The organism is Microvirga sp. VF16 (genome assembly GCF_016864375.1).
GTDB lineage: Bacteria > Pseudomonadota > Alphaproteobacteria > Rhizobiales > Beijerinckiaceae > Microvirga.
This window is the reverse complement of the sequence record NZ_CP069356.1, coordinates 36,071-51,465: the sequence shown is the minus strand read 5'-3', so window position 1 is coordinate 51,465 and position 15,395 is coordinate 36,071. Positions and strand designations below refer to the sequence as shown.

15 protein-coding genes are annotated in these 15,395 nt (G+C 57.9%); 4 read left to right on the top strand and 11 right to left on the bottom strand.

The annotated features are described in order from the left end of the window. Positions 1-5: 5 nt before the first annotated feature. Positions 6-755: an SDR family NAD(P)-dependent oxidoreductase gene (locus JO965_RS32445; RefSeq protein ID WP_203446167.1), complete on the bottom strand. Its 750-nt coding sequence runs from the start codon at positions 753-755 to the stop codon at positions 6-8. An 11-nt stretch (positions 756-766) separates the two neighbouring features. After that, positions 767-1,813, bottom strand: coding sequence for a Gfo/Idh/MocA family protein (locus JO965_RS32440; RefSeq protein WP_203446166.1), 1,047 nt, complete (start codon positions 1,811-1,813; stop codon positions 767-769). A gap of 119 nt (positions 1,814-1,932) precedes the next feature. Between JO965_RS32440 and JO965_RS32435 the strand changes: the two genes are divergently transcribed. Continuing rightward, entirely contained in the window at positions 1,933-3,477 is a 1,545-nt protein-coding gene (locus tag JO965_RS32435; RefSeq protein ID WP_203446165.1) for a CaiB/BaiF CoA-transferase family protein, read from the top strand. 186 nt (positions 3,478-3,663) lie between these two features. On the opposite strand, the gene JO965_RS32430 is transcribed toward JO965_RS32435, so the two are convergent. Further along, positions 3,664-4,410, bottom strand: a complete 747-nt coding sequence (locus tag JO965_RS32430; protein ID WP_203446164.1) for an SDR family NAD(P)-dependent oxidoreductase — start codon at positions 4,408-4,410, stop codon at positions 3,664-3,666. A gap of 192 nt (positions 4,411-4,602) precedes the next feature. Here JO965_RS32430 and JO965_RS32425 point away from each other — a divergent pair, with 192 nt between their 5' ends. Next, positions 4,603-5,061 (top strand): MaoC/PaaZ C-terminal domain-containing protein, encoded by a 459-nt coding sequence (locus JO965_RS32425; RefSeq protein WP_246777154.1) that lies wholly within the window; start codon positions 4,603-4,605, stop codon positions 5,059-5,061. 85 nt (positions 5,062-5,146) lie between these two features. Continuing rightward, the gene (locus JO965_RS32420; protein ID WP_203446163.1) at positions 5,147-6,295 is read left to right on the top strand and encodes an iron-containing alcohol dehydrogenase; all 1,149 of its coding nucleotides are present in this window, start codon (positions 5,147-5,149) and stop codon (positions 6,293-6,295) included. A 71-nt stretch (positions 6,296-6,366) separates the two neighbouring features. Here JO965_RS32420 and JO965_RS32415 read toward each other — a convergent pair whose 3' ends face one another. The 8 genes from JO965_RS32415 to JO965_RS32380 form a co-directional block, all read right to left on the bottom strand. Beyond that, positions 6,367-7,560, bottom strand: coding sequence for a CaiB/BaiF CoA-transferase family protein (locus JO965_RS32415; protein WP_203446162.1), 1,194 nt, complete (start codon positions 7,558-7,560; stop codon positions 6,367-6,369). After that, positions 7,557-8,375 carry a CoA-transferase subunit beta gene (locus JO965_RS32410; RefSeq protein ID WP_203446161.1) on the bottom strand — a complete coding sequence of 273 codons (819 nt, stop codon included), beginning with the start codon at positions 8,373-8,375 and terminating at the stop codon, positions 7,557-7,559. The genes JO965_RS32415 and JO965_RS32410 overlap by 4 nt, the downstream gene beginning before the upstream one ends. Beyond that, complete coding sequence (locus tag JO965_RS32405; RefSeq protein WP_203446160.1) at positions 8,372-9,268, bottom strand: CoA transferase subunit A; 897 nt, start codon at positions 9,266-9,268, stop codon at positions 8,372-8,374. The genes JO965_RS32410 and JO965_RS32405 overlap by 4 nt, the downstream gene beginning before the upstream one ends. 35 nt (positions 9,269-9,303) lie before the next feature. Further along, positions 9,304-10,125 (bottom strand): ATP-binding cassette domain-containing protein, encoded by an 822-nt coding sequence (locus JO965_RS32400; protein WP_203446159.1) that lies wholly within the window; start codon positions 10,123-10,125, stop codon positions 9,304-9,306. 63 nt (positions 10,126-10,188) lie between these two features. After that, positions 10,189-11,223, bottom strand: a complete 1,035-nt coding sequence (locus JO965_RS32395; protein ID WP_203446158.1) for a substrate-binding domain-containing protein — start codon at positions 11,221-11,223, stop codon at positions 10,189-10,191. 42 nt (positions 11,224-11,265) lie between these two features. Further along, positions 11,266-12,270, bottom strand: a complete 1,005-nt coding sequence (locus JO965_RS32390; protein WP_203446157.1) for an ABC transporter permease — start codon at positions 12,268-12,270, stop codon at positions 11,266-11,268. A 29-nt stretch (positions 12,271-12,299) separates the two neighbouring features. Further along, the gene (locus JO965_RS32385; protein WP_203446156.1) at positions 12,300-13,124 is read right to left on the bottom strand and encodes a CoA-transferase subunit beta; all 825 of its coding nucleotides are present in this window, start codon (positions 13,122-13,124) and stop codon (positions 12,300-12,302) included. Further along, a complete protein-coding gene (locus JO965_RS32380; protein WP_203446155.1) occupies positions 13,121-14,020 on the bottom strand; it encodes a CoA transferase subunit A in 900 nt (299 codons plus the stop codon). The genes JO965_RS32385 and JO965_RS32380 overlap by 4 nt, the downstream gene beginning before the upstream one ends. Before the next feature lie 266 nt (positions 14,021-14,286). On the opposite strand from JO965_RS32380, the gene JO965_RS32375 reads away from it, so the two are divergent. After that, positions 14,287-15,363 (top strand): LacI family DNA-binding transcriptional regulator, encoded by a 1,077-nt coding sequence (locus JO965_RS32375; RefSeq protein WP_203446154.1) that lies wholly within the window; start codon positions 14,287-14,289, stop codon positions 15,361-15,363. The last annotated feature ends 32 nt before the right edge of the window (positions 15,364-15,395 follow it).

Genomic DNA, 15,395 nt, shown 5'->3' with positions numbered 1-15,395 from the left:
CTCCTTCAACCTGCGAGGGCGCCGCCATCAACCCGGATGAGTTCGCCGGTGATGTAATCGGACATCCGTGAAGCAAGGAACACGATAGCTCCCTGCAAATCCTCAGGTTTGCCAGCATATCCCATCGGGATACGCGAGGTGATTTTTTTGACCCACTCCTCGTCGTGAAACAAAGGTTCAGTCAGCTCGGTCCTGAACCAGCCCGGTTCGATCCCATTGACGCGAATGCCAAATGGGGCCCATTCGACGGCGAGCGCCTTGGTAAGCTGCCTTACGCCACCCTTGCTGGATGCATAGGCGACGATGCGCGGGAATCCGATCTCGCTGGCCAGAGAGGCTATATTGATGATCTTGCCGTAGCCGGCGGACCGCATCACCCGACCTGCAGCCTGACAGCACAGGAACGTGCCTTTGGCATTGATCGCATGGACATGATCCCACTGATCCTCGGAATATTCGAAGGAATCGCCGCGCAAGTTGATCCCGGCCGCATTGACCAGAATGTCGAGACGACCGAACTTCTCTGCGATCTGTGCGATCACGTTCTCGACATTTGCCTTGTCGACAACGTCGCCGACGATAGCCTCCGCACCGATGTCCTCAGCAGCCTTGCGAAGCACATCCTCCCGCCGCCCCATGATAACGACGCGGGCGCCGGCGGCACGAAGTCCTTCCGCAGCTCCCTTGCCAAGCCCGGTCCCCCCGCCTGTGACCAGAGCAACCCGAGAGGAGAGATCCATCTTACTATAGACCATTACACACTACCTTACCGGGAAATCTCGATACGTTGACCGTTGCTGGAGACGATGGAATGAGCGAGCTGTACGGCCGCAATACCATCGGCGATATCAGGCTTCACAGGCTTGTTGCTCAGCAGCATGTCTGCGAGGTGCCGCATCTCTCCGACATAGCCCTGATGCACCAAGGACGAGTTCTCAGGAGAGATGTTCGTCATATTCGGCTCCCAAACGACCCTGTCCGAAGCAGGATCAAAGCCCCGGCCCTGGCTCATAGGGACGGCATCCCTGGTGTAAGTGACTCGGCTGACATTCTCGACCGTCACCGAGCGCCCCTCACTACCCATTAGCTGGATGCGCTCGTTGGGCACACCCCTGGATTCGTAATTCGAGATCTCCAGAAGTCCCGTTGCGCCACTCTGGAAGCGCAAAAGCACTGCATACCCGAAGCGGTCGGCTTTGGCCTGCGACAGCTCGGCGGTCACGGAAGCAACCGGCCCAGCATAGAACTGAATCAGATCAAGATAATGCACGCTATGGTCGAGCACGAAGGCAAAAGGCGTAAGCTCATTGGACCAGACCGGCGTCCAGACGCCAGAGCAAATCCGTGCCGTCACATGGGTGATCTTCCCGAACTCGGGTTCGCTCACTAGCTCCTTGGCCATACGATATCCGGTCGCGAAGCGCTTCATGAAGCCGACAGCGAGATTTCGACCAGTCTCACGACTGACATCCCGCATGCGATGAGCCTTCTCGACCGTGACCGCAGGAGGCTTCTCCACATAGACGTCCACACCAGCCCGCATTACCTTCTCGGCGAGCTCAGGATAGACCGTGGGCCCAATAGCCATGATGACGATATCGAGCTGCTCCCGCGCCAGCAGATCATCGATTGATGTATAAACTGCCGTTGTTCGCAGCATACGCCCGCAAGCCTCGGCCCGTTCCAAGTCGCGGTCGCACACGGCCACCAAGTCGATTGGCGCCATCCGCATGGCCGGAATCAGCGCGGCTTGAGCAAAGCCGCCGCACCCGACCACACCTGCACGTAGACGCATACCATGCTGCGTAGGCAACTACACCTCCCGGCAACAAGGCCCCAGGGCCCTGCAACATCATTATAAAACTTGAAATGCAGAGCTCTACCGGCTCATTCGAAACGATTTTTTAAAAACGTTTCGAGGGACAATAGAATATGGCTTTCGCGGCAAGTCAATTACCCGATTCGAAACTTCTCCATTTTTGCCTTCCCCCGCTACAGCAGCATATGTCGACAAATGGCATGGTCCGATTTTCCGGATTGCCTTTTTTAGAGAAACGTTTTTATAAATATTCAATATCGGCGGGGGATGCAGATTTTTCCTCGGTTTTCAGGTGCGAGGAAGCGGAGGGCTGGGCATGGTCGACGCGTGTGGTTCACGAACAGTCTCGCCTGCGATGGGCTTTTGCCCCCGGAAAGGAAAACGGCGTCCGCACATGCCATTCACTGAATCGAAGTTGCTCGTTCGGCCGCTGCTCAACCCTTAGGACCGGCGATAATAGGTGCATGATGTCAGGTGCTTTAAAGGGACTGAAAGTCCTTGATTTGTCTCGATTTATCGCAGGTCCTCAATGCGCCATGGTGCTTGGCGATCTTGGTGCGGAAATCGTCAAGGTCGAGAAAACCAGGAGCGGCGACGATACCCGTTCTCTCGGACCGTATATCGAGGGGGAGAGCATCTATTTCATGATGTTCAACCGCAACAAGCGCAGCCTTGCCCTCAACTTCCGCAATCCGGCGGCTCAGGACCTGCTCCGCCGCCTAGTCATGGAAGCGGATATTCTGATCGAGAACTTCCGCCCTGGAACCATGGAGAAGATGGGATGCGGCTGGGACGTCCTGCATCAGCTCAATCCGCGCCTGATCATGGCACGCATCTCAGGCTATGGTCAGAATAACAGCCTTTCCAGTGAACCCTGTTTCGACGGCATCGCTCAGGCGACCTCCGGTCTGATGGATCTGACCGGCCGGCCTGACGGTCCGCCTTCGATGGCAGGAACGTTCGTGGCCGATTATGCAAGCGCACTCTACGCCTGCATCGGTATTCTTGCCGCACTGGAACGACGCCATCACACCGACAAGGGCCAGATGGTTGACGTCAGCCTCGTCGGCAGCGCGACCTCCCTTCTGATGACGGCCCTTCCGGAATACCTCGTCAACGGCCGCCAGATCAGCCGGATGGGCAACCGCGACCGGTACGCCGCGCCAGGCAATACATTCCAGGCGAAGGATGGCGTCTGGATCCACATGGTTGGGGGCAATGACGCCCATTTTCCGCGCTTCGCCCGTATGATCGGCAGACCGGAACTGCTGACGGATCCGCGCTTCTCCACTCTGGAAGCACGGATGAGGAATGTTGGGGATATCGAGGCAATCTCAGCAGAGTGGTTTGCATCCCATTCTTCAGAGGAGGCGCTCGCCGCATTGAGTCGCGCGGAGCTTCCATCCGCAAAGGTGCAGACCGTCGCCGATGTAGCGAACAGCGCCTATATGCGGGAGGCTGGGCATATCGTCGACATCGCCCATCCGAAGGCGGGCAACATCTCCATGCAGGGCTTGCCGATCAGGATGAGCGAAACACCGACCTCGATTGAGAAGGCCCCTCCCCTGCTTGGACAACACACGCACGATGTGCTCTCCGATTGGCTCAAGATGAGCCCTGAAGAGATTTCCCAGGCCAAGGCTGCCGAGATCGTCTGATCCCGTACGGAAAGGCTCCCCTAGAGCGTCGGATTTAGAAGTGACCTCCCCATTTTGGTCCGATGCTCATCTCCATGGCTGGCGCATCGTTGGCGCGATCTGAGGGTCCGCGCGATGCGTCAGCCGAAGACCACCATGATCCACAGGGTGAATCATGAAAGCCGCGCAAGGCTCGGGAGCGCACCCTCACCAGGACAGCGCGCCGCCATCGAGCCGGATCAGCTCACCGGTCATGTAATCGGAGAGTTCGCTTGCCAGAAACAGCGTGAGGTTGCCCACATCGCGGGGTGCTCCCGCCTTGCCGAGCGGTATGCGGGCCAACACCCGGCTACGCCAGGCATCGTCCTCGAACAGCTTATCTGTGAGTTCCGTCTTGAACCAGCCTGGCAGTATCGCATTGACTCTTATTCCCAAGGGTGCCCACTCGGCGGCTAGGGTCATCGTGAGCTGACGCACCGCCCCTTTCGACGCCGCATAGGCCCCGGCATTGATGATGCCGATCTCGCTGGCCATTGATCCGATATTGATGATCTTACCGTAGTTGTTGCCTTTCATCAGGCGTGCAACTGCTTGGCAGCAGAGAAACGTGCCTTTGGCATTCACATCGTTCACGAGGTCCCATTCGCTCTCAGTGATCTCGAGTGCGGGGTTTCGGACATTCAAGCCTGCCGCATTCACCAGAATGTCGAGCATGCCAAAGCTTTCGGCAATCTGCTTGAACAAGCTGTCGACGGATGCCTTGTCAGCAACATCGCAGGAAATCCAGTCGCAGCCCAATGATTGAGAAGCCCTGCGCAAAACGTCCTCACGGCGCCCGGTAATCACAACCCGCGCTCCGGCCGATTTGAGCGCCTCAGCCGCCGCATATCCAAGCCCTGACCCACCCCCTGTCACGACGGCGGTACGCGACGACAGATCTGTGACGACTGACATGTTCCGATCTTCTGCTTGATTTCTCAGGCCGGATGTGGGGCTACGGCGCCAGTGGCGCTGGGAAAGGTCGATTTCCTGCAAGCCCAAGTCGGATGAAAGCCTATTAAAACGTTTTATTCAATGCTAGGCATAATGCTGGGCCACCAAGACGTCAACAGCCCTGAACGGCAGAACGGAGCAACGGAACCGCCCATGTTGGTTGTCGAAGACGTTTTCCAGTTGAAGCAGCATATCGGACGAGAACTTGGACCAAGCGACTGGCTGCTTGTGACTCAGCATCAGATCGATGTTTTTGCGGAACTGACGCAGGATCGGCATTGGGTCCATATTGACCAGGATCGGGCCAAGTCCGAGATGCCATTGGGCAAAACGGTCGCTCATGGTCTCCTGACCCTGTCGCTCTTGCCGCGTCTGGCCGATACTCTTCTCTCAGTACGCTGCTATCGCCGTGGCCTGAACTATGGCTGCAATAGAGTGCGTTTTACCGCTCCCGTCCATCCCGGCTCACACATCCGCCTTCGGCAGACGATCAAAGACGTGATCGACATCGACGGCGGCGTGAGGCTGATCCTGCATAACGTCATTGAAAGTGATGGCCGTCACGACCGTCCCGCCATGGTCGCGGAAACAGTCATCCAGATATACGACTGACTGAGGAAGCACTTGCTGGGTCTGCATGTCTGTGAATGCGACCGGGAATGTGCAGCAACGGCAATGATGAAAAGGAGGAGTTAAGATGAAGTTCCGCGTATACAATCCAACCGACATACGCTTCGGAACAGGCCAAATTCAGTCCCTGCGCGATCTGGTGCCGCTGAAGTCTCGCGTGCTGCTGCTCTATGGAGGCGGCAGCATCAAGCAAAACGGCATCTATGATCAAGTCATGGCCGGTCTGGCGGAGAGCACGGTTTTCGAGTTCGGCGGCGTCGAGCAAAACCCCGTTTACGAAACCTTGCAGAAGGCTGCACACGTCGCCCGCGAGAACGACGTCGATCTGATCCTCGGTGTGGGTGGCGGCTCCGTTATCGATGCCGCCAAGTTCCTGGCGACGATGGTTCCGACGGGTTCCGAGGATCCATGGGCGGATCTTGCAGGCGGCAAGCTCCCAGCCAGAACATTGCCGGTCGGCGCAATCCTGACGCTCCCCGCCACAGGATCGGAGAGCAATGCGGTGTCTGTCATATCCAGCCGTGAGCGCAAACTTAAGCTGCCTTTCAAGAATGAGGCGGCTCGCCCTGTCTTTGCCATTCTCGACCCCTCGACCATGCAGAGCCTCAGCAGGCGGCAGCTTGAGAACGGGGTCGTCGATGCGTTTACGCATGTTCTCGAGCAATACCTCACGGCGCCCGTCAATGCCCCCATCCATTATGGCTACGGCGAGACCCTGCTGCAGGTTCTATCGGAGTGGGGGCCGAAGTTGATCGAAACGGGTAGTGACGAAGCACGAGAGAACGTGATGTGGGCTGCCAATCAAGCCTTGAACGGGCTTATCGGCGCCGGTGTCCCGCAGGATTGGTCGACCCATATGATCGGGCATGCCATTACGGCGCTCTACAATGTGGATCACGCGCGCACGCTCTCGGTCATCATGCCGTCCCTCATGCGCTACAAGGCTGCACAGAAGCAGGCCATGCTGGCGCGCTATGGCAGAAAGGTCTGGAGCATCTCCGAACCCGACGACGCGATTGCGGCAGAAATGGCTATAGAGAGGACCGAGCGGTTCTTCAAGACCATGGGCTGCCCAATCCGCATATCGGAACTCGGTCTCGATTTCAGCGAGGCAGGCATTGTCGAGCATCTCGAGCGAGCAGGACAGACTGTGCTCGGTGAGAATCGAGATATCGACGCCTCGAGCGTCAAGCAGATCCTGAGCCTGGCTGCCTAGGCCTCATGCTTAAACAAGGGGCGGCCCTTTCCAACGCCGCCCCTTCGCAATCCTATCGTGAATCCGACGACCTAGAGCACGCCGTCACTGTTGAGGGACTCGATCTGCTCCGGCGAGAGCGTGAGCCATTCACGCAGCACTTCACCCGTATGCTCCCCAAGGCGTGGAGGCGCCCTGCGGATCGAGAGCGGGTTCTCGGAAAGATGCATGGTCACGCCGGACATGGCGACACGCCCAGCCATGGGATGCTCTACCTCGACGATCTGCTTACGATGAAGGAGCTGGGGATTCTTGACGACATCAGCTGGGCTTGCGACCTTCGCGCATGGCACACCTGCCCCACTGATCGCCTCAAGCGCTTGATCAATCGTCAACGTATCGATCCACTCCTGAATGATGGCTTCAAGAGCGGAAGCATTCTGAAGGCGCACCTCGACGTTCGCGAAGCGTGAATCAGCGGCCAGGTCCTCCCGCCCCATGGCCTGGGTCAATCGCTTGAACAGCGGATTTGTCCCCGAGAGGATAAGGATGAAGTCTCCGCTCCCTGTCTTGAAGACATTGGCCGGAGAGGAATACCGATCCCTGTTGCCGGTCCGCGTCAAGGTAAGACCCTTGTTGACTTGAGTGGAGATCGCCGTCGTCAACATGGAGACCGCGCTGTCGAGCAGCGCCACGTCGACCATCTGTCCCTTCCCCGTCGTCTCGCGGGCGTGAAGAGCTGCGAGTGTCGCCGTGGTGGCGTACATACCGCTCATATAATCGATGTAGAAGGTTCCAGCGAGCATGGGAGGGCCATCCGGATGCCCGGTCAGCTCCATCAATCCGCTCATCGCCTGCGCGATGCCGTCGAAGCCGGGGCGCTGGCTGTACGGGCCGGTCTGCCCGAAGCCGGACAGGCGGGTCATGATGAGGCGAGGATTGATTTCCCGCAGATCGTCCCAGCCGCACCCCATGCTTTCCATGGTTCCCGGTCGGAAGTTCTCGACGAGAACATCAGCCGTTTTGACCATCTCGCGCAACAGATCCTGAGCGCGTTTGTCACGAAAGTTCAAGGTGATGGAGCGCTTATTGCGGTTGAGAGCCATGCTGTAGAGGCTCTCGCCATTCTGGAAAGGTGGGAAGTGGCGACTGTCGTCGCCCGCTCCTTTCTTCTCGATCTTGATCACGTCCGCTCCCATGTCGCCGAGCAGCATGGTGCAATGGGGACCTGCGATGAAGCGGGACAGGTCGAGAACCTTGATACCTTGTAGCGGAGATGACTTCATGCTGCCCTCGGCGAGAATAGCGTGCCCTCGGGATCGATCACTTCTCGGATCAGCCTGACATCTTCCTCAGTCGGAGCTTCCGTCGTCTTGGGCGTTCCTTCGACGATCGGCTCGAAGCTCATATTCTCGAGCACTTCGTTGAGGGTGATACCGGGGTGAACCGACTTGAGGCGCATGTGCTTGGTTTCAGGATGGAAATCAAAGAGGGCCTTGTCGGTGACGACCATGTAGGGACCTGGCCCAGGCAGCCCGAGTCTTGCCCGCGAGTCACCGCCGTCGAGGTAGCCGAGACTCGTGATGAAATCGACCTTCTCCACGAAGGACCGCTTCTTGAGGTCGGTGACGATGATGGGACGCTTGATGAAGGCCAAATGCTCCGTTTGAGCCAAGCAGCCGACAAGGCGCTTCTTTGGTTCCCCCTCCCCTCCGATCTCGGTGATGTTCAGATTGCCGAACCGATCGACCTGCGGAGCCGATTCGAACGACACATCGAAGCGGCCTCGCGTCACCATGTCGATCTTGTATCCGACATCGGCCGGAGAAGCAGCCGCCGGCCAGCGGGTATAGGCATCCTGGAGAAGCGCATCCGGGATTTTCTCGAGACTCGGCGTCAGGAGATTCCCCCAATAAATGCTGAATCCCGGAGCATGCTTGATCTGAGCAAGCCGAGCCGCCGCGATTGGAATGCCTACGGCAAGCGTGAACGCTCGCGCCGCGGTACCAAGACCAACAAAGCCCAGTTCGTCATCCCGCAACTCACGGCTGATCGCAGCGATCATCAATTCTTCTGTCGTGAAATCCTTCGTGCCGGTCATTCTGCGCCTCCCGTGACGTTCAACGCGCGCAAAGCCTCACGACCACCAAATGTTTCGAGGTAAGCCGCATGGTCCCGCCGAGAGAAAACATGATCAGCCAGGTACTGGGACGTCCCCTCAGGGGTCTTTGCCGCTGCAAGATAGTCCTTAACCGCAGCCTCATCCTCGTCGTAAAACCCGTCGCAGGCACAAGGGTGTGCACCATAGGGTGCCTCGACGATCGCCTCGACAAGGGTATGTGGAATATAGGTCAATGCGGGACGGCGCTGGATTTCGGAATGCGGCACGATCTTCTCGACCGTAACGATCAGCCGCTTTGAGGCTGACGCCATCATCTGGTCGATATCATCGCTGTCCCGCACGATCGGCCACTGCACGTTTCCGTACTCGTCAGCCACATAGCCATGAAGGATCGTGAAATCCGCGTGCGCAGCCGCCAGCGCATGATAGGTATCGCCCGTAAAGGGGCACCGGATCTCCTTGATCTGGTCCGGGCTTTTGCGAACCATACCGGTCCCGAGCATGGATTTGATCGGCAGGAAGCTGATCCCCATGCCTGCAGCACGGAATCTTGCGACAGTGGCGGACTCGGAATAATCATGCGTCTCGATGAGCCCGGCTTCGACCTGACGGCGAAAGTTGGGCGCCAGCCCATGCCTGAAGAAGCCCGCATAAATTCCTTCCCAGCGCCGAACCGCGCCAGCGCCCGCCAGCATATCGGTGGCCATTGTGGTCGCCCAGGTCAGAAGCGTCAGGTCACGAATATCCTGCCGAATTATCTCATGGATGATCGCCATGGGTTGGCGGCGCAGGAGTGATCCGCCCACGGCAATGGTCGATCCCGACTCGATGCGTGAGACCGCATCCTTTAAACTGACTATCTTTGACTTCATCTTACTTTCCTTCGGATCAGCTCCCTGCCTATTTCCTAGCTGACGAGCTTTTCCAGCATCCTTCCGCATACGATCATTGAAACGACGTCATCATGCTCAACCTTGTCACGCTCGACGGCACCCACCATGCGGCCGTTCTTCATGACTGCGATGCGATCCGCCACCTGGAAGACATGATCGAGGTTGTGGCTGATGATCAGAACACTGTAGCCGCGCTCGCGCAGACGCATGATGAGCTCGACAACGAGCCGCGACTCCTCCACCCCGAGCGCCGCCATCGGCTCATCCATGATGATGAGCTTCAGGTCGCTCTCAAGCAGAAGCCTCGCAATCCCGACCGCTTGGCGCTGTCCCCCCGAGAGAGCCCGAACCGCCTTATTGAGATCGGGTGTCTTCAGTCCGAGTTGCTTGAAGAGTTCCACTGTGCGACGGCGCATCTCCGCATGATCCAGTGAGGGCACCATACCGAAGACGCGCCGCTGGAGTTCCCTGCCCATGAAGATGTTCTCCTGGACGTTGAAGACATCAACCAGCGAGAGGTTTTGATGCAGCGTCTCGATGCCGTTGGCCCGGGCATCGTTGGGGCTCGTCATCTCGACCTTCGCACCCTCGATCGAAATCGATCCGGATGTCGGGCGCACCACGCCAGAGATCATCTTGATGAAGGTCGACTTTCCGGCCCCGTTGTCGCCGACCAGGGCGATCACCTCATTGGGGAAGATATCGAGGCTGACGTTGTCATTCGCCTTGTGCCCCCCATAGGATTTCGAGAGGCCACGGATCGAGATCATCGGGCCTCCAGAAGCAGCGGAAGCACCCTGAAGTGCGCTGGCTTGCGCCTGAACGACATGTTGCATCGAATACTCCATCGAGCAGAAGAGTCAGGATGGGGAGCGCAGTCAGTGCGCTCACCGAGTTCGTCAGAGACCCAGTGCCTTCAGATCAACCGTCGGAACGCGCCGCGTTTTGGTGCTGGCATCGTAGAACTCGGCTACATTCTCTTTGGTGATCATCGGCGATGGGAAGACCAGTTCCTTAGGAACCTTCTGCCCCTGAAGGATGCGAGAAGCGACCTCGACGGCTTCACCACCGAATGTCGGATAGACGAAGGTTCCGCGCAGGTCGCCGTTAGCGATCATTTCGAGCGTTTCAGGAGCGATGCCGTCAAAGCCGGTGATGAACATCTCATTCTTACGGCCGGCCTCCGCGATCGCCTGGAGTGCGCCCTTGGCCATATTGTCGTTATGGCAGTACACCGCATCGATATCCTTCTGGGCCTGCAGAAAGTCCTGCATGACCTGCAATGCTTCCGCGCGGCTGTAGTTCGCAATGCCCTGCGAGACGACCTTGATACCGGAATTGGCATTGATGACCTCCCGCCAGCCTCGACCGCGCTCCTGATTCACAACTGATCCGGGTTTTCCTTCGATCTGCACGACATTGCCCTGGCCCTTCAGTTGATCGACATAGTACTGGCCGGCCTTGCGAGCCGTTCCGAGTGTATCGGCGGCGAGATGACAATCGAAGTTGACATTGCCCTTGAGGCTTGAGCTCATGACGACGATCGGAATGCCAGCATCGTTCAGTGCCTTGACGCCTGGCTGCACCGCTTCCGCGTAATAGGTGATCATGATGACGAGATCGACACCGCGCGTCGCGAGATCCTCAAGATTGCGGATTTCCTGGGCCGGGCTCTCGCGAGCATCAGTCACGATGGTCTTCAGGCCCATTTTTTCGGCCGTGCCCAGAACGTCCTGGCGCTGAGCCTTCAGCCACTCGTCGGTCGCATAGGATTGCGAAAAGCCGATGGTCTTGCCTGCGACGGGGCTTTTCGCACTGGCGCTGCCGATAATGAACGGGAACCCGGTCATAGCCAGTGCCGAAGCGGTCAAGCCACCCTTAATGAGATTGCGGCGGCTCAGGCTGGAACTCGTATCGGTCTTCTTGGTGGTCATTCCTGTTTCCTCCTGGTTCTTCGGATCTTGGTCCAATTGGTCCTATCGCTGCCTGTTGCGGAGATCGCTGATCACCACGGCCACGATGATGATGAGACCCATCGCTAGCATCTGAACGAAGGGCGATACGCTCATCAGATTGAGAAGATTGGTGATGATGGCGAGAATGAGAACACCAAGGATGGTGCCGGCAACGCCGCCGACGCCGCCGTCGAATGATGTCCCGCCGATAAGGGTCGCGGCGATCGCATCGAGTTCGAACAGATTGCCTGCATTGGGCTCGGCGACGCTGATACGGCTGACAAGGATCAGCCCGGCCAAACCTGCGAGGAAACCTGACAGTGCATAGACCTGGACCTTGATGCGGTTGACGGGAATGCCGTAGACCCGCGCAGCTTCCTCGTTGGCGCCAACTGCATAGACGTGGCGTCCCCACTTGGTGTGCTTCATGACATAGACGAAGAGCAGCCATACGGAGATGAAGATTACGACCGGCACCGGCACCGGACCGACATAACCGGACCCGAGCTGCTTGAACAGGCTATCGGCTCCTTCCGCCGCCACGTCACCGCCATCCGAATAGAGATAGATCAGCCCGCGTGCGAAGATCATCATCGCAAGGGTTGCAATGAACGGCTGGAGGTTCAGACGTGTGATGAGAACGCCGTTGATGGCTCCGAAAGCGGTCGTCGCCAGAAGAGCAACCACCCACGCCGTAGGCGAACCATTGGAGGCCAGTGCAGCTGCCGTGACCGCTGCGATTCCGACGAGCGACCCGGCGGAAAGGTCGATACCTCTCGCCAGAATGACGATGGTCATGCCAATGCTGACCACACCGACCATGCTGGCCCCTCGCACCACATTGAGGATGTTCGTGGAATTCAGAAAGTGCGGAGAGGCTATGGTCGCAGCAGTCAGCAGGATAATGAAGGTAATCGCATGGCTGTATTTCAAGGCGAGCAGCAGGTAGTAGCGAAAATCTCTACCTTGCTCCGCAGCCTGCACCGTTCCAACCGAAGAGCTGCTGCCGATATCTACCTGTGACATTGTGAATGTTTCTCCCCTTACAGACCGGGTTATTGGTTGGGATGCGGAATGAGCATGCTCCTTGGATCGACCACGCGCCGCAGAATTTCCAGCTCCTCGTTCGTCGGTTCAGGCGTACGCTCAGGATCCTTTTCAAAAATGTCGAAGCCTGTGCTTTGCCGCACCTCTTCGAGGCTCACTCCTGGATGAAGGCTCTTGAGCCTCGCCCGGCCTTCGATCTTGTCGAAGTCGAAGATACATTTGGGAGTGACGATCCATTCCGGCCCTCCCATCTCAAGGCCGAGACTTCGTCGCCCCGCCGCGCCGCCCGGATAACCGACGCCGGACACATAATCGACACGCTCGACAAAGTTGCGCACCTCATGGTGCGGCATCATAATGTATTCTCGACCGAACAGAGCTAGGTGCTCCGGCAGAAGAATGGAGCCGACAAGGCGGACTTTCGGCTTCTTGTAATCGCCGATGCAAACGCTGTTGAGATTGCCCTCCTTGTCAACCTGAACGCCTGAACCGAAGCCGAAATCCACATCCCCGCGACGAACCGCGTAGTGACCTGGATAGCTCATCATCTGAGCTTCGCATTCCAGCCCCTGGAGTCCGGACTCGAATTCCGCAGCAGGCAATTCCTTGAGGTCGGCCATGTTCGGGTTGATCGACCACCCGGCGAGCAGAATGGTAAGATTGGGTGCGTGCGTGCACCGGGCGAACTGCATTGCGGCCAGAGGGATGGCCGTTGCATAGAGAGCTGCGGCACCGCCTGTTGCAAGTCCAGTGAATCCAACTTCACCGTCCTTGAAGCTCGCCGCGAGGCGAATGGTGAGCAGCTCCTCGACTGTAAAACGGGGTGAGCTCATGAGGGCAGCTCCACGTTGCGCAGGGCAATCAGACGCCGCAGGCCGATCCGCTCAAGGTACTCATGATGATCCTTGGTACCGTATACATACTCAGCGAGATAGGAATCGAAGATTTCCTGCGTCGAGCCGGCTTCGGCATAGGCCCGAAAATGCTTGTCATCGGCCTGGTAGATCCCGAGCACTGCCGTGGGATGAGCGCCATAAGGAACCTCGACGATATGCGTGGTCCGAAATGATGGGATTTCAGTCAACTCAGGGTGCTTCTTGATCTCTTCCGTGCTGACGATGCGCTCGACCGTCACGATCACTCTGTCGCAGGAGCGCGTATGAGTGACATCGACGCTTTGAGGCAGGAGGCGTCGGGCCGGAAAAGCGACGTTACCGTATTCGTCACCCATGATCGCGTGGACCACCACGACATCCGGCCGGGCTGGCGGAACAGCCCAAAGCTGCTTGCCTGTGACTGGACACGTGAACGGCACGATATCCGGATTGAGCCGAGCCACATCGCTTCCACCGAGGAAGGTGCAGGGCCAGAAAGGCAGGTTCTCCTGACTGGCGCGGAACCGATCCCAGGCTATCAGTTCAGGATAATCGACGACCTCTATCTCCCCGGCCTCGGCCGCGCGGCGAAAGTTGCGGGCGAGTCCGTAATTCTCAAGACCGACATAGGACGTCTCGATCCGACGAACGCAACCTGCACCGACGAGCAGATCCGTCTCATTAGCATTGACGACGCCTACGATGGTCAGATCACGTCGTTTCTGACGTATCAGCTCATGCACGAATGCGATGGGGCGCTGATAGACGGCGAAACCGCCAAACGCGATGCGGTCACCGTCTGCAATTGCGGACACAGCATCGGACAGCGAACATAACTTGGACGTTCGACCCAAGACGAGTTCTCCTCCCGTTGAGGCGTGGCGACACTGACGGTCTGCCTTCAGCCAAGCATCGCCCTTTCAGGGCGCCGATCGATTGGATATACATCCATGTGATATCGATCTCATATGGAATCGATCTCATAAGCTTCCGCCGTTGTCAATCGTTTTACTTGGATCTTTAGACGATTTGATGGACGTCTCCCCCGAAGGTGATTACCTATCGGGAGCCATAGAGAGCCTTGCCGATGTCGATGAAGAGTTCCGAAATGACAACTTCGATGCCTAAGAGGCCTACAATCGCGGATGTCGCTCAAGCCTGTGGCTTGTCACGGGCAACCGTGGCCCGGGCCTTGTCGGGAAAGGGCTATGTCGAGAATGAGAAGCGGCTTCTCATTCAGAAGACTGCCAGAAAGATTGGCTATCGCACATCTGCTCTTGCAAGAGCCCTTCGCACACAGCGCTCCGCCTCGGTGGGTGTCCTGATCGCGGACATCACGAACCCGATTTTTCCCCAAATCGTAAAGGGGATCGACGACGTTCTCAGCGCCAAGGGACACACGATTCTTTTATGCAACACGGATGAGAGCCCCCAAAAGCAGATTGCGCTGGCAAGCTCCTTGATTGACCGGCATGTGGATGGCCTGATCCTGGTGTCTCAATCGCTGGAAACGCCAGCAATCAGAGATCTTCTGGCCGGTGGCCCGCCCTGCGTCTTCGTCAATCGCCGCCCTTTCGAGACTGCGGATTATGTCGGACCGGACAATATCCAGGCTATCGACCTTCTCGTGGACCATTTGGCAGGCATTGGACATACAAAGATCGGCTACATCACAGGTACTGAAAGTTCATCCACCTCCCGCGAGCGTCTGTCGCAGTTCTCGGTCGCGCTGCAACGCCATGGTCTTGCCGTCAGGCCTGAATGGGTCTTTCCAGGCGATTACACCATCGAGTGCGGCAGGGAGGCTGTCCGTAAGATGTCTCGGCTCTCCGACCGGCCGACGGCAATCATGGCAGCCAACGATTTTTCCGCACTCGGAATGATCGAAGAGGCTCAGAGCCGCGGTCTCTCCGTACCTCGAGACCTATCCGTCACAGGATTCGACGATGTGCTCAGTTTCAGCGACCAGCTCCCCCGCTCCCTGTCGATGCAGGGTCTGACGACCATCAGTCAGCCCAAACGGGAAATCGGCATGGCGGCAGCGGCGATGCTCCTTGAACGCCTGGCGGGAGGGCGGGAAACCACACTCCAGTCGGTCATTCTTCCAGTCAATATCAAGGTGCGGGATACGACAGCGCCACCGCCTATGGGGCAGGAAAAGCCACACCGGACGCGACGCAAGCGCGCGGCACGGTAGCGCGTCGCGCGACACGATGCGCTCATGAAGGG